Annotated in this window: 24 protein-coding genes; 19 read left to right on the top strand and 5 right to left on the bottom strand. The window is 42.9% G+C overall.

What is annotated here, in order from left to right:
* The first annotated feature begins 31 nt into the window (after window positions 1–31).
* The 6 genes from cobA to TY15_RS13075 all read left to right on the top strand — a co-directional run bounded on the left by cobA (window position 32) and on the right by TY15_RS13075 (window position 6,599).
* On the top strand, window positions 32–1,480 hold the full coding sequence (gene cobA, locus TY15_RS13100) for a uroporphyrinogen-III C-methyltransferase (RefSeq protein ID WP_040205394.1): 1,449 nt from the start codon (window positions 32–34) through the stop codon (window positions 1,478–1,480).
* Window positions 1,481–1,482: 2 nt separating this feature from the next.
* Window positions 1,483–2,208, top strand: coding sequence for a sirohydrochlorin chelatase (locus TY15_RS13095; RefSeq protein WP_040205392.1), 726 nt, complete (start codon window positions 1,483–1,485; stop codon window positions 2,206–2,208).
* A complete protein-coding gene (locus tag TY15_RS13090; protein ID WP_040205389.1) occupies window positions 2,174–2,791 on the top strand; it encodes an NAD(P)-binding protein in 618 nt (205 codons plus the stop codon). Before TY15_RS13095 ends, TY15_RS13090 begins: the two co-directional genes overlap by 35 nt.
* Before the next feature lie 243 nt (window positions 2,792–3,034).
* Window positions 3,035–4,627 (top strand): malate synthase A, encoded by a 1,593-nt coding sequence (aceB, locus tag TY15_RS13085; RefSeq protein ID WP_040205387.1) that lies wholly within the window; start codon window positions 3,035–3,037, stop codon window positions 4,625–4,627.
* Between the two features lie 58 nt (window positions 4,628–4,685).
* Window positions 4,686–5,972 carry an isocitrate lyase gene (gene aceA, locus TY15_RS13080; RefSeq protein WP_040205386.1) on the top strand — a complete coding sequence of 429 codons (1,287 nt, stop codon included), beginning with the start codon at window positions 4,686–4,688 and terminating at the stop codon, window positions 5,970–5,972.
* A gap of 195 nt (window positions 5,973–6,167) precedes the next feature.
* On the top strand, window positions 6,168–6,599 hold the full coding sequence (locus TY15_RS13075; RefSeq protein WP_244440929.1) for a YueI family protein: 432 nt from the start codon (window positions 6,168–6,170) through the stop codon (window positions 6,597–6,599).
* A 145-nt stretch (window positions 6,600–6,744) separates the two neighbouring features.
* Here the strand turns inward: TY15_RS13075 and TY15_RS13070 are convergent, their stop codons facing one another.
* Window positions 6,745–7,197, bottom strand: a complete 453-nt coding sequence (locus TY15_RS13070) for an OsmC family protein (protein WP_040205382.1) — start codon at window positions 7,195–7,197, stop codon at window positions 6,745–6,747.
* Between the two features lie 92 nt (window positions 7,198–7,289).
* Between TY15_RS13070 and TY15_RS13065 the strand changes: the two genes are divergently transcribed.
* A complete protein-coding gene (locus TY15_RS13065) occupies window positions 7,290–7,787 on the top strand; it encodes a VanZ family protein (RefSeq protein WP_040205380.1) in 498 nt (165 codons plus the stop codon).
* A 32-nt stretch (window positions 7,788–7,819) separates the two neighbouring features.
* Here TY15_RS13065 and TY15_RS13060 read toward each other — a convergent pair whose 3' ends face one another.
* Window positions 7,820–8,479 carry a lysozyme family protein gene (locus TY15_RS13060; RefSeq protein ID WP_040205378.1) on the bottom strand — a complete coding sequence of 220 codons (660 nt, stop codon included), beginning with the start codon at window positions 8,477–8,479 and terminating at the stop codon, window positions 7,820–7,822.
* Between the two features lie 222 nt (window positions 8,480–8,701).
* Here TY15_RS13060 and gatC point away from each other — a divergent pair, with 222 nt between their 5' ends.
* From gatC to gatB, 3 genes are read left to right on the top strand one after another with little or no spacing between them, the layout of a single operon-like run.
* Window positions 8,702–8,995 (top strand): Asp-tRNA(Asn)/Glu-tRNA(Gln) amidotransferase subunit GatC, encoded by a 294-nt coding sequence (gene gatC / locus TY15_RS13055; protein WP_040205377.1) that lies wholly within the window; start codon window positions 8,702–8,704, stop codon window positions 8,993–8,995.
* A gap of 12 nt (window positions 8,996–9,007) precedes the next feature.
* The gene (gene gatA, locus TY15_RS13050) at window positions 9,008–10,465 is read left to right on the top strand and encodes an Asp-tRNA(Asn)/Glu-tRNA(Gln) amidotransferase subunit GatA (protein WP_040205376.1); all 1,458 of its coding nucleotides are present in this window, start codon (window positions 9,008–9,010) and stop codon (window positions 10,463–10,465) included.
* Between the two features lie 12 nt (window positions 10,466–10,477).
* On the top strand, window positions 10,478–11,905 hold the full coding sequence (gene gatB / locus TY15_RS13045; RefSeq protein WP_040205373.1) for an Asp-tRNA(Asn)/Glu-tRNA(Gln) amidotransferase subunit GatB: 1,428 nt from the start codon (window positions 10,478–10,480) through the stop codon (window positions 11,903–11,905).
* A 490-nt stretch (window positions 11,906–12,395) separates the two neighbouring features.
* Here gatB and TY15_RS13040 read toward each other — a convergent pair whose 3' ends face one another.
* Window positions 12,396–12,872, bottom strand: coding sequence for a VOC family protein (locus TY15_RS13040; RefSeq protein WP_244440928.1), 477 nt, complete (start codon window positions 12,870–12,872; stop codon window positions 12,396–12,398).
* 174 nt (window positions 12,873–13,046) lie between these two features.
* On the opposite strand from TY15_RS13040, the gene TY15_RS13035 reads away from it, so the two are divergent.
* Window positions 13,047–13,589 carry a DUF1697 domain-containing protein gene (locus TY15_RS13035; protein WP_040205370.1) on the top strand — a complete coding sequence of 181 codons (543 nt, stop codon included), beginning with the start codon at window positions 13,047–13,049 and terminating at the stop codon, window positions 13,587–13,589.
* A 33-nt stretch (window positions 13,590–13,622) separates the two neighbouring features.
* On the opposite strand, the gene putP is transcribed toward TY15_RS13035, so the two are convergent.
* Window positions 13,623–15,116, bottom strand: a complete 1,494-nt coding sequence (gene putP, locus TY15_RS13030) for a sodium/proline symporter PutP (RefSeq protein WP_040205368.1) — start codon at window positions 15,114–15,116, stop codon at window positions 13,623–13,625.
* Window positions 15,117–15,352: 236 nt separating this feature from the next.
* Entirely contained in the window at window positions 15,353–15,979 is a 627-nt protein-coding gene (gene plsY / locus TY15_RS13025; protein WP_040205366.1) for a glycerol-3-phosphate 1-O-acyltransferase PlsY, read from the bottom strand.
* Between the two features lie 108 nt (window positions 15,980–16,087).
* On the opposite strand from plsY, the gene TY15_RS23195 reads away from it, so the two are divergent.
* From TY15_RS23195 to TY15_RS12985, 8 genes are all read left to right on the top strand, one after another.
* Complete coding sequence (locus TY15_RS23195; protein ID WP_052353771.1) at window positions 16,088–16,858, top strand: class I SAM-dependent methyltransferase; 771 nt, start codon at window positions 16,088–16,090, stop codon at window positions 16,856–16,858.
* Between the two features lie 300 nt (window positions 16,859–17,158).
* Window positions 17,159–17,704 carry an RNA polymerase sigma factor gene (locus tag TY15_RS13015; RefSeq protein WP_040205365.1) on the top strand — a complete coding sequence of 182 codons (546 nt, stop codon included), beginning with the start codon at window positions 17,159–17,161 and terminating at the stop codon, window positions 17,702–17,704.
* The gene (locus TY15_RS13010) at window positions 17,701–18,231 is read left to right on the top strand and encodes an anti-sigma factor family protein (protein ID WP_040205364.1); all 531 of its coding nucleotides are present in this window, start codon (window positions 17,701–17,703) and stop codon (window positions 18,229–18,231) included. Before TY15_RS13015 ends, TY15_RS13010 begins: the two co-directional genes overlap by 4 nt.
* Window positions 18,228–19,307, top strand: coding sequence for a DUF6677 family protein (locus TY15_RS13005; RefSeq protein WP_040205362.1), 1,080 nt, complete (start codon window positions 18,228–18,230; stop codon window positions 19,305–19,307). The genes TY15_RS13010 and TY15_RS13005 overlap by 4 nt, the downstream gene beginning before the upstream one ends.
* An 84-nt stretch (window positions 19,308–19,391) precedes the next feature.
* Window positions 19,392–20,318, top strand: a complete 927-nt coding sequence (locus TY15_RS13000; RefSeq protein WP_040205361.1) for a hypothetical protein — start codon at window positions 19,392–19,394, stop codon at window positions 20,316–20,318.
* Between the two features lie 172 nt (window positions 20,319–20,490).
* On the top strand, window positions 20,491–21,432 hold the full coding sequence (locus tag TY15_RS12995; RefSeq protein ID WP_040205359.1) for a diacylglycerol kinase: 942 nt from the start codon (window positions 20,491–20,493) through the stop codon (window positions 21,430–21,432).
* Window positions 21,433–21,548: 116 nt separating this feature from the next.
* Window positions 21,549–22,094 (top strand): cysteine hydrolase family protein, encoded by a 546-nt coding sequence (locus TY15_RS12990; protein WP_040205357.1) that lies wholly within the window; start codon window positions 21,549–21,551, stop codon window positions 22,092–22,094.
* 55 nt (window positions 22,095–22,149) lie between these two features.
* On the top strand, window positions 22,150–23,613 hold the full coding sequence (locus TY15_RS12985; protein WP_040205356.1) for a nicotinate phosphoribosyltransferase: 1,464 nt from the start codon (window positions 22,150–22,152) through the stop codon (window positions 23,611–23,613).
* Window positions 23,614–23,687 lie beyond the last annotated feature (74 nt).

Genomic DNA, 23,687 nt, shown 5'->3' with positions numbered 1-23,687 from the left:
ATAGCTCAGCATGAGGAAGGATGGCTGCAGGATGGAAACAGGAAAAGTATTTTTAGTCGGAGCAGGGCCGGGGGATGTTGGCTTGATAACCGTAAAAGGAATGGAAGCTATTAAGCAAGCTGAAGTCATTCTTTATGACCGGCTTGCCAATCCGAAACTACTGGAATTTGCCAGCAGTGAATGTGAACTGATTTATTGTGGGAAATTACCAGACCGCCATATTTTGCGCCAAGAGACTATCAATGATCTCTTAGTTCAAAAGGCATTAGCGGGAAAAATCGTCGTTCGCTTAAAGGGCGGCGACCCAGGCGTATTTGGTCGAGTAGGCGAGGAGGCCGCCGCCCTTGCTGACTACGAAATACCCTTCGAAATGGTTCCTGGCATATCATCGGGGATTGCAGCCCCCCTTTATGCAGGCATACCTGTGACCCATCGGGAGCATGCGGAGTCATTTGCCGTGGTAACAGCGCATGATAAATCCCAAGACGGTAAGCCGCTCCTAGATTGGGAGGGGTTAGCCCGTGGCGTTGATACTATAGCATTCTACATGGGAGTTGGAAATCTACCGTTTATTTGTGAGAATCTCGTCAACTATGGAAAGCCCGCCTCGACACCGGTGATGTTGATCCAATGGGGCACATTTGGCCGGCAAAAAACGTTACAAGGGACGCTTGCTGATATAGCCGAGAAGGTGTTGGCAGCTAAGTTCAGCAATCCCGCAATCATTTTAGTTGGCGAAGTCATCTCCCTGCGTGAAAAAATTAGCTGGTTTGAGAAAAAGCCATTATACGGCCGGCAAATCTTGCTTGCCCGCACAAGTGCAGGCCCGAGTGATTTAGCGAGATCCTTACAGACCCAAGGGGCAGATGTAATCGAGTTTCCAAAGTGGAAAAAGAAGATAGTGAAGGTTGATGGCACCAAAGTGCTAACGGCTGCCAGGATTCTCTTTACTTCACCAGAAAGTGTGTCAGAATTATTCACCGCGCTCTTTGAACAAGGCATCGATATTCGCAAAATTACCGCAGACTTCTTGGCGCTGTCTAGTAAAACAATGAATGCTTTACATGAACGAGGATTGCTAGGTGAATTGACTGATGGACTGCCAGATGATGAGGAGTTGCTTGTAGTCGGAGATGAGCGTATTTTGCAAAAGGGCTTTGAAAAAGCGTCTTTATTGATGGTCAGCAAGCTGGAGCTTGACCGCCAGTTTCTGCCGATTTTTCAAAGAATGCTAGCAGAAGCAGATGTCAATACGATCATTTTTCCTAGCAGCTCAGCAGTTGAACCATTTATGGAATCCCTAGCAGCATGCCAAATCGATGTTAGTGAGCTAGTAGAAAATTGCCAGATAGTTAGTATGGGGAACAAAACGCTAGCTGCTGTTGAGAATGCTGGCATTACAACAACGGGAATGCCTGCCACTCCAACAAAAGCGGCATTACTCCAATATTTAATGGAACATCCAGCGAGGGACGTTTAGGCATGAAGGCGGTTATGTATATTGCTCATGGAAGTAGGCGCCAAGCCGCTAACGATACATTTATTTCGTTTATAGAAAAAGTTACCGAGCAATCGCCAAGTGGGATTAAGACGTATGGATTTTTGGAGCATGCCGAACCATCTATTCAGCAAGCAATTGCGACCTGCATCCAGCAAGGGGCAAGTGAAATCACGGTTGTCCCTATTTTCTTATTACCCGGTATCCATGCCAATATCGATATCCCAACAGAGTGTCAAGGTTATCCAGAGGTCGTCTTTCACTATGGCAAGCCATTAGGCGTCGATGAGATCATGGTTGATATTCTGGTCTCACGACTGAAGGAGTCAGGTTTTTCAGGGCTGGAGGATAAAACGATCTTATTGGTGGGCCATGGAAGCCGGCTGCAGGAGGCAACGAGTGAATTTTTAATGATTGCCTCAGGTTTGGCTGTGCAAACAAAATGCACAGTACATAGCGCTTTTGTCACGACAGCCCCCTACTATCTTGAGGCAGCAACAAAGCTCCCAGAACAGAGGATTTATATTCTCCCCTATTTCTTGTTTTCCGGGGGATATACCGTCAAAATAAAGAATGAATTAGCGAAGCTGAGCGGAGAGTTTCTTGTTTGCGACCCCGTTGGTTTTGATGAGAAATTAATTCCGCTACTCGAAAAACGAGCTACTGAGGTGGAGCATGGACGCAAATTATCCGATTATGGTACGGCTTGATGGAAAAATAGTTGTCGTCGTTGGCGGCGGCAGGGTGGCTGAGCGTAAAATCAGCAGTTTGCTTGACACGGGCGCACGAGTGGTGGTCATCAGTCCAAGTGCAACAGATGAAATTCAGAGACTGTCGCTAGAAGGGACGATCCTTTGGAAGCAAAAGGCGATTGCTGCAGAGGACCTTCAGGAGGCCTTCCTGATTTTTGCAGCGACCGCTGACAAAGAAGTCAATCAGTGGGTAAAATCATTGGCAGGTGAGCATCAGCTCGTCACAATCGCCGATGATCCTGAGGGGTCAGACTTTCATGTACCAGCCCATTTTAAGCGAGGGCGTTTAAGCATGGCTGTTTCAACTGGAGGGGCCAGTCCAACCTTGGCTAGGAAAATTCGTGAACAGTTAGAAGGCCAGTTTGATGAGAAATACGAAGCCTACCTTGATTTTCTATCCGCAACTAGAAACTGGATTCTGAAAGAGGTAGAAGATCCATCTTTAAAAAAAAAGCTGTTAACTGTCATCGTGAGTGACGCGTTTTTGAACAGTTCAACAAGAGTAACAGATTTTCAACGTATATATGATGAAATGAAGTAGGAGTGGGTACCTTTTAAGAGGGTATCCGCTTTTTTTATCTCACTAATAGGTAAAATTACCTATATGGTAAACATTAGTCGCAGCAAGCTTTCCGAAGTCTTTTCATTTTTTTGACCAATGTGGACAGGGGATATTTACCTATTTTAGAAAATTTTCAGAAAAATAGTTCCATTTTCCGAAAGTGTGTTATATAATACAAAACGAGGATAGATACTGTATTATAACAAAGAGGTGGTCTTGTTCATGTCGACGCAAACGACAGGTATTGAAGTAGTCGGGGCTTTGAAGGCCCAGTATGATGAGATTTTAACTCCCGCAGCCTTAAACTTAATTGAAGAACTAGAGCGGAAATTTGGTGAGAGAAGAGTTGAACTGTTACAGTACAGGGAAAAACGCCAAGAGGAATTGACAAAGGGGAAATTGCCAGATTTCCTTTCGGAAACCAAGCATATTCGTAATGGAGATTGGACGGTAGCACCGTTACCGAAGGACCTCCAAGATCGCCGGTTGGAAATTACCGGCCCGACAGACCGAAAAATGGTCATCAATGCCTTGAATTCAGGTGCCAAACTATTTATGGCTGATTTTGAGGATGCCACATCCCCTACATGGGAGAGTATCATCGAAGGCCAAATCAACTTACGAGATGCCATAAACCGAACGATCAGCTTTGAAAACCCAAATGGGAAAAAATATCTGTTAAATGAAGAAACAGCAGTCCTCATGGTACGGCCACGTGGATTGCACCTAGAAGAAAAACATGTCCATTTGGATGGCAAGCCTATTTCGGGAAGCTTTTTCGATTTCGGAATTTACTTTTTTCATAATGTAAAGACATTGTTAGCAAAAGGCTCAGGACCTTATTTTTACTTACCAAAGCTTGAAAGTCATTTAGAAGCACGGCTTTGGAACGATGTATTTGTCTATGCACAGGATAAGCTTGGGGTTCCCCAAGGAACCATCAAAGCAACGGTATTAATTGAAACCATTCTCGCATCATTTGAAATGGATGAGATTCTTTATGAGCTAAAGGAACACTCGGCTGGACTGAATTGTGGCCGCTGGGATTATATTTTCAGCTTCATTAAAAAGCTGCGCAGCCATCAGGATGTTATTTTACCTGATCGCTCACAAGTAACGATGACGTCGCCGTTTATGCGCTCCTATTCCCTGTTAACCATCAAAACCTGTCATCGTCGTAATGCCCCAGCAATGGGGGGAATGGCCGCACAAATTCCGGTCAAAAATAATCCGCAGGCAAATGATGAGGCCTTTGCAAAGGTCCGTGCTGATAAAGAGCGGGAGGCTCGTGATGGTCATGATGGTACATGGGTAGCCCATCCAGGACTTGTGCCAGTCGCTATGGAAGTTTTCAACCGTGAGATGCCAACGCCAAATCAAATTCATACTGCCAAGCAACAAAAAATAACCATCACAGCGCAGGACTTACTGGAAATTCCAGGTGGTACGATTACAGAAGAAGGGGTACGCACGAACATCAATGTCGGGATTCAATATGTTGCTTCCTGGCTCTCAGGCAGAGGGGCTGCTCCGATTCATAATTTAATGGAGGATGCGGCTACGGCAGAAATCTCCCGTGCCCAACTATGGCAATGGATCCGTCATCCAAAAGGCATTTTAGGTGATGGCAGGAAAGTAACTGTCGGAATGTATGAACAGTTAAAGGCTGAGGAATTAGAGAAAATTAAACTGGAAGTTGGGGCCGAGCGCTTTGAAACAGAACGATTTGATGAAGCGGTACAACTGTTTGACCAGTTAATATTGAATGATGAATTTACCGACTTCTTAACCCTGCCTGGATATGAAAAATTATAAGCTGTAGGTTTCTAATTTTAAAAAATTATTCTAATAGATTGATAGGAGGAATTTTAAAATGACAGATTCACGAGTAGCACAATTGCAGGAAAGCTGGGAAATGGATAGCCGTTGGAAAGGGATTACGAGACCGTATACAGCTGAGGATGTAATTAAGCTGCGCGGCTCCATTGATATCGAACATACATTAGCTCGCAAAGGATCCGAAAAACTTTGGAAACTATTAAATGAAGAAGACTTCATTAACGCCCTTGGAGCGCTAACGGGAAATCAGGCCGTTCAACAAGTGAAAGCTGGATTGAAGGCCATTTACTTAAGCGGCTGGCAAGTAGCGGCAGATGCTAACCTTTCTGGAAATATGTATCCTGACCAAAGCTTGTACCCAGCCAACAGTGTTCCAAGTGTGGTGAAACGAATTAACCAAGCACTGCAGCGTGCCGATCAGATCACCCATTCTGAGGGGGATGACTCGATTGATTGGTTTGCCCCAATTGTGGCAGATGCCGAGGCTGGTTTTGGCGGACAATTAAACTGCTTTGAATTAATGAAAGGGATGATTGAGGCCGGTGCTTCAGGCGTTCACTTCGAAGATCAGCTTTCTTCTGAGAAAAAGTGTGGCCACTTAGGCGGTAAAGTATTGCTGCCAACGCAAACAGCGGTTCGCAACTTGATTGCAGCACGTTTGGCTGCGGATGTCATGGGTGTGCCAACGGTATTAGTGGCACGGACGGATGCCAATGCTGCTGATCTCATAACGAGTGATATTGATTTGAATGATGCACCATTTATTACTGGCGAGCGAACTGGTGAAGGGTTCTTCCGCACGGAGGCTGGAATTAATCAAGCGATTGCCCGTGGCTTAGCTTATGCACCATATGCTGATCTCATTTGGTGTGAAACATCTGAGCCAAATATTGATGAAGCCAGACAATTTGCTGAAGCTATTCATGAGCAGTTCCCTGGTAAACTTTTAGCCTATAACTGTTCACCATCTTTTAATTGGAAGAAGAAACTGGATCAAGAAACAATTGCGAAGTTCCAAGTGGAGCTTGGTAAAATGGGCTACAAGTTCCAATTCGTTACACTTGCAGGGTTCCATGCCTTGAACCACGGCATGTTCGAACTGGCCCGTGGTTATAAAGAGCGCGGAATGGCTGCCTACTCGGAATTACAGCAAGCAGAGTTTGATAGCGAGCAATACGGCTACACGGCTACCCGCCATCAACGTGAGGTAGGTACCGGCTACTTCGATCAAGTTTCGATGGTGATTACGGGTGGAACCTCTTCGACAACGGCATTGAAGGGCTCAACAGAGGAAGCCCAGTTCACTGGTTCTAAAAAATAACTACATTAAGATCCTTCTCTCCAATTGGGGGGAGGGATTTTTATGTTTAAAAAGGCAAGGATGAAGCTGTCGGTTGAGTGTGTCCGGCCGTTGTAACATATATCGCGAAGATGACTTCCGCACCCTTTTTGGAATGGAACGCTTTTTGAGGTATTATCATACTTAATAATAGCCTTTTATATGGAGTTGATTTTATTGAAAAAGACAACCGTTGATGAGGTCTTGCAGCAAGGCATATATGGGCCTCTTGAAACAAAGCCAGATGAACGACGGAAGTTCTTAGGAACGATTCGAGAACGGATCATCATCGCTTTAAGCAAAGGTCAGGTAGCGGAGGCTGCCCCTTATCCTCAAGTGGAGCAGGCGATGAAGGAATATCCACAGGCACGACTATTTCTAAATGGAAACATGGGCTATGAGGAATTTTCAAAGTATGTCAAGCTTGCCACGAAAAATAAAATGGAGCATACGATTGTTACCAATAAGGAGCATGATACGGAAATTGGCTTAGTCTTAGCAATGGAACATGCGATTGACAAGGAAGAGATTTATATTACGAAAAAGGTAGTTGTTCCGGAGGAAGCGGAAAAGAGTAAAGGTTTTTTTGCAAAATTATTTAAAAGATAAGTGAAAAGGGGCTTCAAAAAGTCAAATAACTGACGCTTTGGAGCCCTTCTACTTATATAAGGAGAGGTGTTACTAGGATGTTGATTTCCACTCCAGACAGCTCTTTTTTCTATTGAGGGGGAGGAAAACAAGCGCCTATTTGAACTCAACCAGCTGCAATTTCCACCTTGGCCTCGAGCTCTATTTCTACATTTCCTTGAATCGCACGGCTGATCATGCAGGATGTTTCTGCTTTTTTGGCAAGTTTTCTCACTAATTCTAACTCTTTTTCCGTTGCATCCGCCTTTAATACTACGTGTGGACGATGGATAATTTTTTTATAGGTGAAAACGCCATTTGTGACATCGACAATCCCTTCGGATTCCATCGTAAGGTCTTCCTTATCCAATCCACTACGCTCCATCATCGCCGCAAGGGTAATAATATAGCAGGTGGCTGCCGCTCCAAGCAGCATCTCATCAGGATTCGTGCCTACCCCCGGGCCGTCCATCTCAGGTGGGATGGATATTTTCGTTTGTAATTGTCCGACGGCAATCTCCCCGACGTCATTCCGTAAACCAGGCCAGTTGGCTTGTAAGTGAAAGTGATGTTCTGCCATGCTAAATTCCTCCAATTCAATTTTAGCTCCCAACCCATTTGGAAAATATGGTAAAATTAAATTCTACATGTTAAAATCGGAGCAGTGACTAAATGAAAATAATCTATAAACTAGTACTGACAATCGTCCTGGTAGTATACTTAGCGATTCTTTCAAAATTAATTTTGTTTAAATATATCCCATTAACTGAGATTATCCAGCATTTTAATTTTACATATAGCGAATATCATTGGCGATCAAATAATTTCATTCCTTTCAAAACTATTTATTTTTACTTGTATTTGGCCGACATCAATCTTAGTATCCGCATCGAAAACCTCGTTGGAAATATTATTGGGTTTGCCCCTTTTGGATTTATCTTACCATTGCTTTCGAAGAAGTTTCAAAGTATCAGCACGGTCATGTGTGCCAGCTTTTGTTTAAGTCTGACATTCGAAATTCTGCAGCTATTGTTTGAATTTGGCAGTTTTGATGTGGATGATTTGATTTTGAATACATTTGGTGGACTAATTGGGTATATTCCTATTAAGTTTTTTTCTCTTTTTATTCATTTGAAAAGGAAACAGATAATGAGGAGAGAGAACCTGTGAAGGGTCAAAACAAAAAAACAAGCGGTGAGGCCTTAAAAAGCCTCACCGCTTGTTTTTTCATTATTTATAACGGGAATACTATCACCTAATAATTGCAGGTTTTTGTTAACCTTTGTGCTATAGGTGAAATCACCATAACAGTAAGGATAGCGGAAGTTATTCTTATCGCCACCGCACGTATACAATGTCGGCTGTTTTTGAACCTGTAATAGCGAGAATTCCTTCGCCAATTCCTCACTATGTTTCCCGCCATGCTGCGCCACATAGTCAATATAACCGCTGCCCATGTTGTAAGCCTGGATGATCGTTGGAAAGTCAACCTGCCGCTCATTCCCATAGGTAAGAATACGTTGAAAATGCAGTACCCCCACCTCGATGCTTTGTTTCGGATCGGTAATGGAATTTCTTGCTAATCCAGCCGATTCTGAGGCCTGCATTGGATCGCCGCCTTTGCCGCCGCTTTCCTGCTGCATGAGGGCCACTAGTAATGATGTGTGACTTTCTAATTGATATTTGGCTAATTCAGCTTGGATTAATGGGCTATATTTTTTAACTTCAATAAATGGATCGTGATTGTCTAAAAGCGACGTCCTTTTCTGGTGTTGAAAATAAGTTTGAAACATGGCTAAAGCAATAAAAAGTAGAAACAACACGAAAAAGGTTTTGAACTTCTTCCGTCTTCGTTTTTTCATTTCAAATTCTCCTGAAACTTCATTCTCATTGACTATTATAATAGAGGTCACAACGGATGTCAGGTATCGCAGTATAGAAAATATGTTACTGAATGGTGACAATCATTTAAAACATGAATGGAATGTTAATACTGTAAAAGGAATCATTGCGGTAAAGCGGAAAAGTTTGGTATCATCAGTATTAATGATGATAACGAAAATATAGGTTAGGAGGTTTTCAAAATGTCACGAATTTCAAACGACCAAGTGAAACACGTCGCAAACTTAGCCCGATTAGCCATTACAGAAGAAGAGGCGGAAAAGTTTACGAAACAACTGGATGCCATTATTACGTTTGCCGAACAATTAAATGAATTGGATACGGAGAATGTAGCGCCTACATACCATGTACTGGATATGAAAAATGTATTACGTGAGGATATCCCGAAACAAGGATTACCGCGTGAAGAAGTACTGAAAAATGCGCCAGAGCATCAGGATGGGCAAATTAAAGTACCATCGATTTTGGGAGAGTAGGGAGTGAGTACGTTGAGTTTATTTGATTATAAGGTTTCAGATCTTCATGAACTTTTACATAAGAAAGAAGTAACGGTAACCGACCTTGTCGAAGAATCGTATAAACGAATCAGCGAGGTTGAGGATAAGGTCCAGGCCTTTTTAACATTGGACGAAGAGCGGGCCCGTCAATTGGCCAAGGCTCAAGATGGAAAAATCGGCACGGACCAATCAAAAGGACTACTATTCGGGATGCCGATTGGTGTGAAGGATAACATTGTCACAAAGGGTTTACGGACCACCTGTGCTAGTAAAATCCTTGAGAATTTTGATCCGATATATGATGCTGCTGTAGTGCAAAAATTACAGCAAGCAGAAACTGTCACCATTGGTAAGTTAAATATGGACGAGTTTGCCATGGGGTCATCAACTGAAAACTCCCACTACCAAAGAACGCGTAACCCATGGAGGCTTGATCGTGTACCAGGCGGTTCTTCAGGTGGTTCGGCTGCTGCCGTTGCGGCTGGAGAAGTTCTCTTCTCGCTCGGCTCTGATACAGGTGGGTCGATTCGCCAACCGGCTTCTTTTTGTGGGGTTGTGGGCATGAAGCCAACCTATGGTCGTGTGTCTCGCTTCGGCCTCGTGGCGTTTGCTTCATCGCTCGACCAAATCGGGCCGATCACAAGGACGGTTGAGGATAATGCTTATTTATTACAAGCGATCTCAGGACTGGATCCAATGGATTCCACCTCAGCGAATGTTGATGTTCCAAACTTTGCGTCTTCGTTAACAGGTGATATCAAGGGTCTCAAAATTGCCGTTCCAAAAGAATACTTGGGCGAAGGTGTGAATGAATCTGTCCGTCAATCGGTTCTGGCTGCCTTAAAGGTCCTTGAAGGACTTGGTGCCGAGTGGGAAGAGGTTTCCCTGCCGCATTCTAAGTATGCCCTTGCAACTTACTATTTGCTTTCCTCATCAGAAGCATCTGCGAACCTAGCCCGTTTTGACGGCGTACGTTATGGTTACCGTGCTAACGATGCCGAAAGTTTGCTGGAATTATATAAAAAGACCCGTGCGGAAGGCTTCGGTGATGAAGTGAAACGCCGGATTATGCTTGGAACGTTTGCGTTAAGTTCTGGCTATTATGATGCTTACTATAAAAAGGCGCAGCAGGTCAGAACGTTAATCAAAAAGGATTTTGAGGATGTGTTTGCAAACTATGACGTGATTGTTGGACCGACCACACCAACTGCTGCCTTTAAAGTGGGCGAAAACATTGATGATCCGTTAACGATGTATGCCAATGATATTTTAACCATACCGGTTAACCTTGCAGGTGTACCAGGGATCTCAGTTCCATGTGGTTTTGATGCAGGCCTTCCGCTTGGATTACAAATCATTGGAAAGCATTTTGATGAAGCGACGATTTATCGGGTTGCCCATGCGTTCGAGCAGGCAACAGACTACCATAAACAAAAGCCGGAATTGTAGGGGGTGGAAAAGATGGAATTTGAAACAGTGATCGGACTTGAAGTCCATGTCGAGTTAAAAACAGAATCGAAGATTTTTTCAGCGAGTCCCAACCATTTTGGGGCGGAACCAAATACGAATACAAGTGTCATTGACCTTGGCTATCCAGGAGTATTGCCAGTACTAAACAAAAAAGCGGTGGATTTCGGGATGAAGGCAGCCATGGCACTGAACTGCCAGGTGGCGACCCATACGAAGTTTGACCGCAAGAACTATTTCTATCCAGATAATCCGAAGGCCTACCAAATCTCGCAATTTGATAAACCAATCGGTGAGCATGGCTGGATTGAAATTGAAGTAAATGGCTATACGAAAAGAATTGGTATTACCAGGATCCATTTGGAAGAGGATGCCGGCAAGCTGAACCATGAGAAAGGGTATTCTTTATGTGACTACAACCGTCAAGGAACACCGCTTGTCGAGATCGTCTCAGAACCGGATATCCGTACCCCAGATGAGGCCTATGCCTATCTGGAAAAATTAAAATCGATTATCCAATATACAGGTGTGTCCGATTGTAAAATGGAAGAGGGTTCCCTTCGTTGTGATGCTAATATCTCGATTCGTCCTGTGGGTCAAGAAGAGTTCGGAACAAAGACCGAATTAAAAAACCTCAACTCCTTCAACTTTGTTCGCAAAGGGCTGGAATTTGAAGAAAAACGCCAACGTGAAGTCATTTCAGCCGGGGGAACGATCGATCAAGAAACGCGCCGCTTTGATGAAGCAACGGGGGCAACGTTATTGATGCGGGTGAAGGAAGGCTCTGATGATTATCGTTACTTCCCAGAGCCAGATTTACTGGATCTGTTTATTGATGAGGATTGGAAGGCGCGGATTCGTGCTGAAATCCCTGAGCTTCCTGACCAACGCCAAAAGCGTTATATCGAAGAGCTTGGTTTACCTGTCTATGATGCTAAGGTATTAACTGTAACAAAGGAAATGGCTGATTTCTTTGAAGCGACAGTTAACGGTGGTGCGGATGCAAAGCTCGCTTCGAACTGGATCATGGGTGACGTATCTGCCTATTTGAATGCAGAGTCGAAGGAATTGGATCAAGTTGCCTTAACGCCAGAAGGCTTGGCAAGTATGATTAAACTGATTGAAAACGGAACAATCTCCTCAAAGATTGCGAAAACCGTTTTTAAAGAGTTAATCGAGCAGGGCGGCGATGCCGAGCAAATCGTTAAGGAAAAAGGACTCGTGCAAATTTCCGATGAGGGGACGCTCCTTAAGATTATTGCTGAAGTGCTCGATGCCAATCCACAGTCGATTGAAGACTTTAAGAATGGTAAAAATAAAGCAGTTGGCTTCCTAGTTGGACAGCTAATGAAGGCAACGAAGGGTCAGGCCAATCCACAAATGGTTAATCAATTGTTACAACAAGAATTACAAAAACGTTAAACAGAAGCTGGCAGATCTCAATTCTGCCAGCTTTTTTAGTATAGGGAATGTCGAAATGGTTTTCGACAATTTCCTTCAACATTTCCCGGGAAAAAACCGTGATGAAACAGGGGATTGTATGATTTCAATTAATCGTTTGTTTAATAAGGGAATATAGAGCTTTCTGTCGATTTGTGAGAGATAGGAGGGGATAAGCTATTTTTCTACCAATTTCTACAATGAAATGTAAAAAGAGCTGAGGTGGTTCGACATTTTTTTTTGCTAGTTTTATGTGGGAAGTTTGGTGTACGAAGGGCTGAATAATATTTTAATCAAACGATTAGTTAGTACATCTTAAACCTAATCAAACGTTTGTGTGAAATGGTTAAATTCATTGGGATGCCGGGGTTTGACTAATCTTGAAGTGAAAATAAATGTCGAATGTGGTCCAGCTTAAAACAGAGCACAAAAAGGCCAGTATGGGTTGTCCATACTGACCAGTTGTTTTCTATTAAAATGAAATCATTGCGCCTCGTTCATCAAAGACGGAGGATGGATTCCAAGCTACTTCCCAGAGATTATTTTCCGGATCGGCAAAGTAGGCGGTCCGTCCTCCCCAAAATGCATCACTTGGCTCTCGTACTATTTTTCCACCTGCAGTACGGATCTGCACCAACGTAGCGTCGACTAGCTCGGGTTGCTCGACATTAATGGCAAAGGTGACGGGCCGAAAGCCTTCAGGGGTTGGTGGCAGATCGACGCCAGCATCTTTGGCTAACTCTGCAATAGGAAACAATGAAAGCAAAACACCTGCCGTTTTAAAGACAGCGTATTCGTCAGAACTAAATTCCGTTTCTTCCCAGCCTAACGATTTGTAGAATGTTCGAAGTTCAGGCAGATTATATGCACCAACAGTAAGAAGAGTTACTCTTTGTGGAACCACTATGTATCCCTCCCAATTCATGTATTTTACATATACTTTCTTCATCTCGTTTCAATTCTCCTTCAAAAAATGGTGTTTTTAAGGCCAGCGTAGTTTACAAGCTACGAATTTAATTAAACGATTGATTAGTTGAAAAGAATGGAGGTGGAAACATAGTTTAGGAGGATATAAAAATGGTAAGATTAATAAAAGTATGTTTTGAAAAAGGAGGGGATATAAATGCCCGTTTATATTGCACTGTTACGTGGGATTAATGTGGGGGGCTACAATAAGATGAAAATGGCAGAGTTGAAAAGTCTATTAACATCACTAGGACTCCAGAAAGTGAAAACGTATATTCAAAGTGGAAATGTACTGTTTGAATCTGAAAGGGCCCCGAATGAACTGATCCAACTACTGGAAAAGGAAATAAAGAGCACCTTTGGCTTTCCTGTGCCTGTCATATTGCGGTCAGTGGAAGAGTATGAACAAATTGTGGGAAATTGCCCGTATGGTACCGATTCATTGGATGAGGGGGAGAGTGTGCAAATTGCCTTCTTAGCGGATCAACCGTCGGAGGAAGGGAGCGCTTATTTGCACTCCTATCCGAGTGAACTGGATGAATGCAGGGTGGTAGGCAAAGAGGTCTATCTCCATTTCCGCCAAAGTATCCGAGATTCCAAGCTTGCCACACAACTACCGAAACTAGGCGTACCTGCTACAGTGCGGAACTGGAAAACGGTTATAAAGTTAGCGGACTTAGCAAAGGACATAGCAAAATAAGAACCCGCTCAGATATCCGAGCGGGTTTAGTCATTACTCTTCTTTTAATAAACGCACACTTTCCGTAAATTCTTTTTCAATTTCTTCATTTTTCTTATAGGTGATGAGGCTGACCATCACTGCCACAAGGAGGTTTAGAAGAAAGCCAGGGACGATTTCGTAAAGAGATTCTCCAAACAACACCTTTCCAAGGTCTCCATTTTTCCAAATAATCACGGTAATGGCACCGACAATCATTCCAAATAAGGCACCCCAATTGGTCATCTTTTTCCAAAATAAGCTTAATAAGATGATCGGTCCAAATGATGCCCCAAAGCCTGCCCATGCATAGGCGACGAGATCTAAGATTGTATTATCCTGTTTGAATGCAAGTGCCGCTGCCACGACGGCAACGAGAAGCACGGCCATTCTTCCTAAAAAAACGAGCTGATGATCCTTCGCATTTTTATTCATGACCATTTTATAAAGATCCTCCACAAGGGCACTGGAGGTCACAATTAACTGAGATGAAATTGTGCTCATGATCGCCGCTAAAATTGCCGCTAAGACGAAACCAGCAAAGATGGGATGAAATAAGATTTGCCCCAACTGAATGAAGACTGCTTCTGGATCGTCTAGGCTAAATTGTGGGTTTTGCTTAAAGAAGGCAATCCCGATTAGAGCCGTAAAAATAGTCCCTATTAAGGAAATAATCATCCAGCCCATCCCGATACGGCGGGCGCTTTTCGTTTCTTTGATGGTTTTGATCGCCATAAAGCGGACGATGATATGGGGCTGTCCAAAATAGCCAAGCCCCCATGCTAAAGCAGAAATAACCCCAATAAAGGTCGTGCCTTTTAAAAAGTCTAGTTTCGTCGGATCAATGGCCCGAATGGTATCGAATGTTTCCGCGGGACCACCAGTATGGAAAATTCCAATTGCCGGCACCAACAGCAGGGCAATTAACATCATCAGCCCTTGAATAAAGTCGGTATAGCTGACAGCGAGAAACCCGCCAAATAATGTATAGGCCACGACCACACCACCAACGATATACAGGCCTGTATGATAGCTTGTCCCAAATGAACTTTTAAAGAAAACAGCTCCTGATACCATTCCTGAGGATACATAAAATGTAAAGAAAAGAAGAATAACGATACCGGAAACGATACGAAGAAGCTTGCTTTTGTCTTTAAAGCGATTCTCCAGATAGCTCGGAATGGTAATAGAATCGTTAGCAACCTGAGTATAGGAGCGAAGGCGCGGTGCTACCCACAGCCAGTTTAAATAAGCGCCAAGCGTCAGACCAACCGCTATCCATGCGTCTGCTAAACCGCTTACATAAATCCCGCCTGGTAAGCCCATTAATAGCCAGCCGCTCATATCAGCAGCACCAGCACTTAATGCGGTGACAGCAGGACCTAATGACCTCCCACCCAGCATATAATCTGTTAGATTGCTTGTTTTTCGATAAGAATACCAGCCAATGAATAACATCATTGCGAGGTAAATTCCAATCGAAACTAGTTGTAATGAAGCATTTGACATTTTTCATCCCCCTGTTATGCAAAAAATAAAGTTTGTATAATATTTATTTTATAAAAAATATTCTATCAATTTAATATACCTATTGCTAGTGTAAAAATATTAGTTTATTGAAATAGGAAAATATACTTGTGGAATAATAATAGGAGTTCGATAAAAGCAGTTCTTTTGTAACTTGTAAATGGAAACGCAATCATGAAAGTAAAGAAAGAGGCCTTGCATGAAGGCCCCTGTTTCTATTACATTTTAAAGCCACCATTCTTAGGGGGGATGCGGTCATTCAGTAAATTTTTATCATTGATCCGTGGTTCAATGCCAAGTAGAAAATTACGGATGTTGGAGCGATGGAGAAATATTAATAAAAAGGTGAATAATAAAAAGATAAGTTCTAATTCTTGCGTCGGAGAAACGATGGCGAACGTAAACAGGGTAAGTCCAACCGAGATGGAGCCAAAGAATACATATTTCGTTAAAAATATAATGATAAAGAAGGTAACATAGGTAATGACGAGTAACGGAAAGTTGGTTATCATAAGTGCACCGGCTGTGGTTGCAATGGCTTTGCCGCCACGAAAGCCGGCAAAAATCGGAAAGCAATGGCCAACGACAGCGGTCAGCCCGAAATAAAGCGGTTCTGCCTCTAGATGAAAGTGAATGGGCAGGTAGGTGGCAAAAGCCCCTTTTGCTAGATCAATGATCAGCACGAACAGAGCAGATTTCTTCCCAAGCACCCTCAGTGTGTTGGTTGCACCGGGGTTTTTGCTTCCGTGATCGCGTATATCTACACCGAAGACTAACTTGCCTACAATCAAAGCAGTGGGTACGCTTCCAATTAGATAGGAAATAAGGAGTAACAGCCAGAACATCACATCAATCCTTCACGAATATGTCTTTTTTCTAATCATATTTTATCATAATAAAATGGTATTATTTTGTTTAAATACTATTTTAAGGAATAAAAGGAGTGCCCTGTAATGAAACAAATTGACTTGGGTCAAGATGATAAAAAGTATGTTAGTCCAAAAGAATATATGCCATTAATGTTGATGGATAGTCTTCAACTTCGAAATATTTTTTTTGCTGGTAAAAAGGTTGCCGATATTGGCTCGGGAACAGGGGCCTTAACAAGGAAAATGGCGATGCGAAAAGCAGATGTGGTAGGCGTTGATTCGTCACAGGATATGCTTGATATTGCTAAAAGTTTGAATCGGTTAAAAAATTTCACAATTCCTTTTCAAAAGGGGAGCGCAGAGGAAACGAGGTTACTTGATTCCTATTTTGATATCGTGACGGTGATGCGGGCCTGGCATTTATTCGACCGGCCGAAAGCAATTCCGGAAATGAAGCGAATTTTAAAGGAAAATGGGACGTTGATTATAATTGATGCTAGGTTTACTGAGATCCATGAAGAAATCTTTAATGCGTTTTACCAAACCCTTACTGGAGGTTCGAATTTACCTAAGCTGGAGGTGGATAATAAGCAACGATTGAATACCTTTCCGGTTGAATGGTTTGCAGAATGGCAATCTGAGGGGTTTGAGCTGAGGGATTTTTATAAGCTCAATTATATGGTTCCTCTTACGAAGCAAGAGTGGATGGATCAGTTTAATGCGAGGGCCTTCATCACGGGACCAGATGAGTCGATTCAGAATGAACTATCGGAGATATTGATCGAGACGCTGGGGGAGGAGCCATACTCTGTTACTTGTGAATGTAATGTTTGTATTTTACGATTAAAGGAATAGCTAGTTTGAAGGTATGTGCGGGAGCTTCTCTCGCACGTCTTTTTTTTGAGTCTAACTGAAAAGATCGTATGATTGGTGAATTGTCCCTTTTGTCGAAAAAACCCATGTTATGATAAAAAGAAAACTTTTTTTAAAAAAATGTGTAGGGGTTATCCGAAAAGATGTCGTCTATTCATGTGTAGATAAAAAAATTCGCTGCTATTCGAGTAGAAAGACAAGGGTGGCGGCAAAGTTAAGTTTGTCCATTCAGTATGGGGAGTTTACCTGCTGAATAGCAACAAGAGAAAGGGGGAGAGGACAATTAGCGACACTGCTTTAATAGAAAAGGTGCTGGAAGGCAATGATCATGCCTTTCGTCTTTTGGTGGAGAAGTACCGCAATGACGTGTTCCGGACGGTCTTTGCTGTACTTCGCGATCAAAAGGAAGCGGAAGATGCGGCACAGGAAGTGTTTATCAAAATTTATACCTCTCTCCCCAAATACGAGCATCAAGGCTTTAAAACGTGGATGACGCGCATAGCCGTTAATCATGCGATAGATGTGAAACGAAAACAGGCAAGAAGAAAAGAGGAGGTCGTGGATGCCCTCGAGCAGCAGGTATTAGGGACCCCAAGAGATAGTGTCGAGAAAGAAATCATTGATAATGATCGGAGAAGCCTTGTTCGAAAAAAACTCAATGAGGTACCCGAGAATTACCGAGAAGTAATTTACGGCTTTTATATAGCAGAAAAAAGCTATCAGCAAATGGCTGAGGAGCAGAATGTTCAAATTAAGACGATTGAAACGAAGTTGTATCGGGCCAGGACCTGGATGAAAAAGAATTGGAAGGAGGACGATTTTTCATGAAGCATTACCTGTACGAAGAATGGCTGCAATACGTGAATAACGAAGTGGATGATAGCACCCGAGAGGAACTAGAGAATCATCTCTATACATGCGACCAATGCCTTGAAAACTACCTTCAAGCAGTCACAGCCAATGAAACATCGCTTCCAACCCTTTCAAACGAAAGTACCTTTACCGATCGCGTAATGGAATTGGTGCCTGACACCAAAAGTACGCTAAACACTATGCAAACAGTCCAATTGGTGCCTGACACCAAATTGAATAGGGATACCACAAGTACTCGTAACAGTGGACAAAACAGGAAAAAGAAGCCTTTGTATCAGCAGGCGCTGTTTCATTATTTGTTGGCGGCTGTTGCGACGCTGCTGTTGACGTTTACGGGGGCTTTTCAGTCGTTGGCATCGTATGCCAGCTCGTTGGAAAGTCCGCATTTACAGGAGAAAAAGCCCTCGATGACCGAAGGGGTTATTAATAAAACATTTGCATGGATGGATTCACTAGAGAAAAAGGAGGCAAATAAGAAATGAAAAGTTCGACCAAGGCATTAACATTATCTCTCTTTCCAGGCCTCGGACATATTTATTTCGGTAATATGGTTCGCGGGGTGTTGTATCTACTATCAGTTGTAGGTTTGGCATTTGTAACGATTATAGGATTAGTCACTAGTAATGAAGAAGTATCCATCTTTACCTTCATGCTTGGGATCTTCATTTACTTAATCAGCTTCATTGATATGGGCGTTCAGGTTTCAAAACAAAAGAAAGCTCTTTTGGAAGCGAATCCTGACCCTGAACATCAAAAGTCTGCCCAGGATTCGGAACGTTTTTATACAATCGTTTTGTCCTTTATCCCAGGCCTTGGTCATTTTCAAATCGGCCTCATGAGCAGGGGCCTGACCCTGCTAGCTTCCTTTTTGGGGCTAGGGGTAATGGTGACCTTTGTGACAGCCCTATCCAACCGTGGTGAATTTATGGTCTTTATGGCAGCCCTGCCAATCATTTGGGTATACGGATTCTTTGATGTTGTACAACAAGTGAATAAAAAGCAGCGCGGTGAGGAGCTTGTCGATAGAACGATTTTTGAAGACTTTGAAATGCGTCGGGAAGACGGGAAAAAGAGTAAGTCGATCGCGACCTTTTTATCCATCTTTCCAGGAGCAGGCCATCTCTATTTAGGATTACAAAAACGCGGAGTCCAATTGATGGCTGCATTTCTTTTCTCCATCTATATCTTAGACGTTTTACGACTCGGGATCTTCTTGTTTTTAATTCCGATTATCTGGTTTTACAGCTTTTTTGACGGGATGCAAAAGGTTTCAAAGTATGGAGAAGAAACCATTGAAGACGTACCCATCATTTCATACATTCTAAATCATCAAAAATGGGTCGGCATTGGCCTCGTCTTAATGGGTCTTTACTATCTGGTCATGAATGTGGTATTCCCTGTATTTTCGCCAATGTTGTCAAGGTTGATCAATATTGATGTCATGTATTGGGTTCAAGGATACTTCCAGACTGGTCTTGTCTGTGTTCTATTAATTGGCGGCGGAATCAAGCTTTTGTCAGGCAGTAAGCAAAAAAGGGAGGCAAAGAATCATGAATAAGTGGGGAAAACGGATGGCCACAGTTGTTTTGATTGGAGCGGGGATTGGGATCCTTTTTAGAAAAAGAAAGGGAGGGAAAGAAGCATGAGAACATGGCGGGTTGGCACGTTTTCAATGGGAGCCTCACTCTTGCTCCTAGGCTTGTTCCTCTTTTTCTCGAAGTTTATGGACTTCAATCTAACCCAGGTCATGACGGCTTGGTGGCCGATTCTTTTAGTCGTATTAGGAATGGAGATTCTTCTCTATTTGTTTCTTTCGCGACAAGAAACGCCCATGTTAAAATATGATTTTTTGAGCATTATCTTTGTAGGACTGCTCGGGACGGTGGGCATTATCTTTGCGATTTTAAGTTCAACCGGCATGGTCGATAAGGTAGAAGAGGTGATGGCAAGAGAAATGCGGTCATTTGAACTGCCTGCCTTTTCCTACAAAACCGATGATACGATCAAACGAGTGGTAGTGAGAACGGTCGGTTACGACATGACGGTTGAAGCGACGGAGGAAAAAGAAGTCTCCATGTTTGGCACTTATCGGATGCAAGCCGTGAAAAAGGCGAAGCCATTAACGAGTGCAGATGATATTATGGTGGCCAATCAGAAGGGAGATACTCTCTATTTAAATTTTAAACAGTTGCCAGACGAAATGGGCCCCTTTGATCAACAAGGAATAGTCGCTGCGACGATTCTCATCCCAAATAATGTGAAGTTAGAAGTCATCGGGAACAATGATTCGCTCACTTTGAAGCCGCGGACGATTGCAAATGACTGGGCGATTGAAAGTGCCTCATCGATCGCGCTTGATGTGAAGGAAAATAGCAATTTAAAGGTCGATGCAGTCGGGGTTGAAAATGTAAGTGGAAAAGAAGGCGAGTGGCAGGTCTCTAAACAAGAGGAAACTGCTGATGGAGAAGAGGTTGGCAGGATAAGAAATGCCGTCTATCAATCAGGTGAGGGTAAATACCGTATTCATATCGCCAATGCCTACGACATCAGCTTAATCACAAATCAATAATTTGCAGATCCCTATTTTTGCAATAAAATAAAAAGCGGTTATGATAGTAGATGGACAATGAAGGATATAATAATTGTTATGGCCTTGCAATATATTTGTAAGGGTTGATGATAATTGGTAGAATATAGAATTGACAAGTCCAATTGTTATTTAAAAAAATAGGATGATGATGATGAAAAGAGCAAGACTTATTTACAATCCTACTTCAGGACGAGAAATATTGAAGCGGAATTTACCAGAAATTTTGGCTAAATTAGAGATGGCCGGCTACGAAGCATCCTGCCACGCCACAACAGGTGCTGGAGATGCCACGAATGCCGCAAAATTAGCGGTAGAACGCCAATATGATGTAGTGATTGCAGCTGGTGGAGATGGTACCATTCATGAAGTGGTTAACGGACTCGCAGACCAAGAATATCGACCGAAATTAGGGATCATTCCAGCGGGAACAACAAATGACTTTGCCCGAGCTCTTCATATTCCGCGGGATGTAGGCGCGGCTGTAGATATTATTACCAGAGGGGAATTAATCCCCGTTGATATTGGTCGCATCAACGATAAATATTTTATTAATATTGCAGGCGGCGGTAGAATTACTGAGCTTACATACGAAGTACCTAGCAAATTAAAAACGATGCTTGGTCAGCTTGCCTATTATTTAAAAGGGATGGAAATGCTTCCTTCGATTAAACCTTCAGATGTACGGATTGAGTATGATGGAAAGTTGTTTGAAGGGGAAGCGATGATGTTTCTTGTTGGGTTAACAAATTCTATTGGTGGATTTGAACGACTTGCACCGGATGCTTCTATTAATGATGGTTTGTTTTCCCTGTTAATTTTAAAGAAGGTTAATCTAGCTGAGTTTATCCGAATTGCGACATTAGCGGTTCGTGGCGAGCATGTGAATGACCCGAATGTCATTTATACACAAGCAAACCGAATTAAGGTGTACTCGAAGGAAAAGGTGCAGCTCAATTTAGATGGTGAGTTTGGCGGGTTATTACCGGCTGAATTTGAAAATCTTTACCGCCATTTAGAGGTATTTGTCCCACTGGATGATATTCGCCCGAATGACCGCCCAACGGATTGGGAATCAGGTCAACGATATAGTTAAAAAAAGTTCGTTCCGAATGGAGCGGCTTTTTTTATGCTCTAGCTGGACAAATTCTGGTAATTACCGTATATAATGTAGAAAAGACATGAGTCAAGATAACGAGGGGGCATATGGATATGAAAGCATTGATTAATATTGATTATACGTATGATTTTGTCGCAGATTCTGGAGCGTTGACCTGTGGTTTACCAGGACAGCAGATTGAAGGGAAAATCGTGGAATTGATGGAGCAATTCATGCAAAACGGCGATTATGTTGTCTTTGCTATCGATGTGCATGACCTACATGACCCATACCACCCAGAAACAAAATTATTCCCACCTCATAACCTGAGAGACACATCCGGTCGAGACCTGTACGGTACCCTTCAGGGGGTTTATGAAAAAAATAAACAACTTGATAATGTGGCCTATTTGGATAAAACACGCTACTCAGCCTTTGCTGGAACAGACCTTGAAATCAAATTACGTGAGCGCGGGATAACCGAGGTTCACCTCGTTGGAGTGTGTACAGATATTTGCGTCCTCCACACGGCCGTTGATGCCTATAATAAGGGCTTTAAGATAGTTGTGTACAAGGATGCGGTGGCATCCTTTAATCCAGCTGGACATGAATGGGCGCTCGGACATTTTGAACAATCGCTTGGGGCTATGGTTAAATAAACATTTTAATGGTATTATTGTTGAAAAGCTGCAATAGTATTTCGGAGGTCGAATTATGAAACACATTTATCATGATGATAGTTTAACTCTGCATACCGATCTGTACCAGATTAATATGGCAGAGACGTATTGGAGAGATGGCATACATAATAAACGTGCGGTCTTCGAGCTATTTTTCCGCAAGTTACCGTTTGGAAATGGCTATGCTGTTTTCGCGGGCTTAGAGAAAGTGATTCAGTATATCCAAGGTTTCCGCTTTACTGAAGACGATCTTGACTATTTGAAGAACGAAGTGGGCTATCAAGATGATTTTCTTGCATACTTGAAAAATATACGCTTTACGGGCAAGATTCGCGCCATGAAAGAGGGCGAACTTGTTTTTGGCAATGAGCCGATTATTCGAGTCGAGGCACCCCTTGCCGAAGCACAGTTAATCGAAACGGCGTTGCTTAATATTGTGAATTACCAAACATTGATTGCCACCAAAGCATCGCGCATCAAGCAGGTTGTTGGCGACGAGATTGCGATGGAATTTGGGACAAGACGTGCACAGGAAATGGATGCAGCCATCTGGGGCACAAGAGCGGCTTATCTAGGTGGGTTTGGATCGACAAGTAATGTGAGGGCTGGGAAGCTGTTTGGCATTCCAGTGTCCGGAACACATGCGCATTCGATGGTGCAAGCCTATAAGGATGAATATACAGCCTTCCATAAATATGCTCAGACTCATAAGGACTGTGTATTTTTAGTAGATACGTATGACACCCTTCGGTTAGGTGTTCCGAACGCCATTAAGGTGGCTAAAGAGTTGGGTGATAAGATTAATTTTATCGGGATTCGCTTGGATAGCGGTGACCTTGCCTACTTTTCAAAAAAGGCTCGAAAAATGCTCGATGAGGCTGGTTTTCAAAATGCGAAGATCGTTGCTTCCAGCGATTTGGACGAGTATACGATTATGAACTTAAAGTCGCAAGGCGCGAAAATTGATAGTTGGGGAGTCGGCACAAAGCTGATCACCGCTTACGATCAAGCAGCCCTTGGTGCAGTCTACAAGATTGTATCGATTGAAAATGAAGATGGCGTGATGGAGGATACAATCAAGATTTCCTCCAATCCGGAAAAAGTAACGACACCAGGCCTAAAAAGAATCTATCGAGTCATTAATAATACGAACCACCATGCTGAAGGGGATTACATTGCGATGGAGGACGAGAAGCTGCCTGAGAAGAAGCTCCGTATGTTCCATCCAACGCATACCTACATTAATAAGGTGGTAACAAATTTTACAGCAAAAGAGCTCCATGAAGATATTTTTGTGAATGGCGAGCTCGTCTATGAGGCTCCATGCTTGGAAGAATCTCGTGATTACTTGAAACAGAACCTGGATGCCCTCTGGGATGAATATAAGCGGATTATGAATCCTGAAGATTATCCGGTCGATTTAAGCCAGAAGTGCTGGGATAACAAGATGAACAATATTGAAGAAGTCAAAGAGAAAGTGGCAGCCATGAAGGAATAGGCTGCATCGGGCGTCCTGCGAGGGGCGTCTTTTTATGTGGATTTTAGGGGATTGGCGGGAATGGTGATGAAGTT

The sequence above is a fragment of the Neobacillus jeddahensis genome (genome assembly GCF_000612625.1).
In the GTDB taxonomy this organism is placed as follows: domain Bacteria; phylum Bacillota; class Bacilli; order Bacillales; family Cytobacillaceae; genus Neobacillus; species Neobacillus jeddahensis.
This window is presented reverse-complemented; position numbering and strand designations above follow the sequence as displayed.

Coding starts and splice junctions, on each gene's coding strand:
- cobA (WP_040205394.1), top strand. CDS start 32: ATGGAAACAGGAAAAGTATTTTTAGTCGGAGCAGGGCCGGGGGATGTT.
- TY15_RS13095 (WP_040205392.1), top strand. CDS start 1,483: ATGAAGGCGGTTATGTATATTGCTCATGGAAGTAGGCGCCAAGCCGCT.
- TY15_RS13090 (WP_040205389.1), top strand. CDS start 2,174: ATGGACGCAAATTATCCGATTATGGTACGGCTTGATGGAAAAATAGTT.
- aceB (WP_040205387.1), top strand. CDS start 3,035: ATGTCGACGCAAACGACAGGTATTGAAGTAGTCGGGGCTTTGAAGGCC.
- aceA (WP_040205386.1), top strand. CDS start 4,686: ATGACAGATTCACGAGTAGCACAATTGCAGGAAAGCTGGGAAATGGAT.
- TY15_RS13070 (WP_040205382.1), bottom strand. CDS start 7,197: ATGGCAGAACATCACTTTCACTTACAAGCCAACTGGCCTGGTTTACGG.
- TY15_RS13065 (WP_040205380.1), top strand. CDS start 7,290: ATGAAAATAATCTATAAACTAGTACTGACAATCGTCCTGGTAGTATAC.
- TY15_RS13060 (WP_040205378.1), bottom strand. CDS start 8,479: ATGAAAAAACGAAGACGGAAGAAGTTCAAAACCTTTTTCGTGTTGTTT.
- gatC (WP_040205377.1), top strand. CDS start 8,702: ATGTCACGAATTTCAAACGACCAAGTGAAACACGTCGCAAACTTAGCC.
- gatB (WP_040205373.1), top strand. CDS start 10,478: ATGGAATTTGAAACAGTGATCGGACTTGAAGTCCATGTCGAGTTAAAA.
- TY15_RS13040 (WP_244440928.1), bottom strand. CDS start 12,872: ATGAAGAAAGTATATGTAAAATACATGAATTGGGAGGGATACATAGTG.
- TY15_RS13035 (WP_040205370.1), top strand. CDS start 13,047: ATGCCCGTTTATATTGCACTGTTACGTGGGATTAATGTGGGGGGCTAC.
- putP (WP_040205368.1), bottom strand. CDS start 15,116: ATGTCAAATGCTTCATTACAACTAGTTTCGATTGGAATTTACCTCGCA.
- plsY (WP_040205366.1), bottom strand. CDS start 15,979: ATGTTCTGGCTGTTACTCCTTATTTCCTATCTAATTGGAAGCGTACCC.
- TY15_RS23195 (WP_052353771.1), top strand. CDS start 16,088: ATGAAACAAATTGACTTGGGTCAAGATGATAAAAAGTATGTTAGTCCA.
- TY15_RS13010 (WP_040205364.1), top strand. CDS start 17,701: ATGAAGCATTACCTGTACGAAGAATGGCTGCAATACGTGAATAACGAA.
- TY15_RS13005 (WP_040205362.1), top strand. CDS start 18,228: ATGAAAAGTTCGACCAAGGCATTAACATTATCTCTCTTTCCAGGCCTC.
- TY15_RS13000 (WP_040205361.1), top strand. CDS start 19,392: ATGAGAACATGGCGGGTTGGCACGTTTTCAATGGGAGCCTCACTCTTG.
- TY15_RS12995 (WP_040205359.1), top strand. CDS start 20,491: ATGAAAAGAGCAAGACTTATTTACAATCCTACTTCAGGACGAGAAATA.
- TY15_RS12990 (WP_040205357.1), top strand. CDS start 21,549: ATGAAAGCATTGATTAATATTGATTATACGTATGATTTTGTCGCAGAT.
- TY15_RS12985 (WP_040205356.1), top strand. CDS start 22,150: ATGAAACACATTTATCATGATGATAGTTTAACTCTGCATACCGATCTG.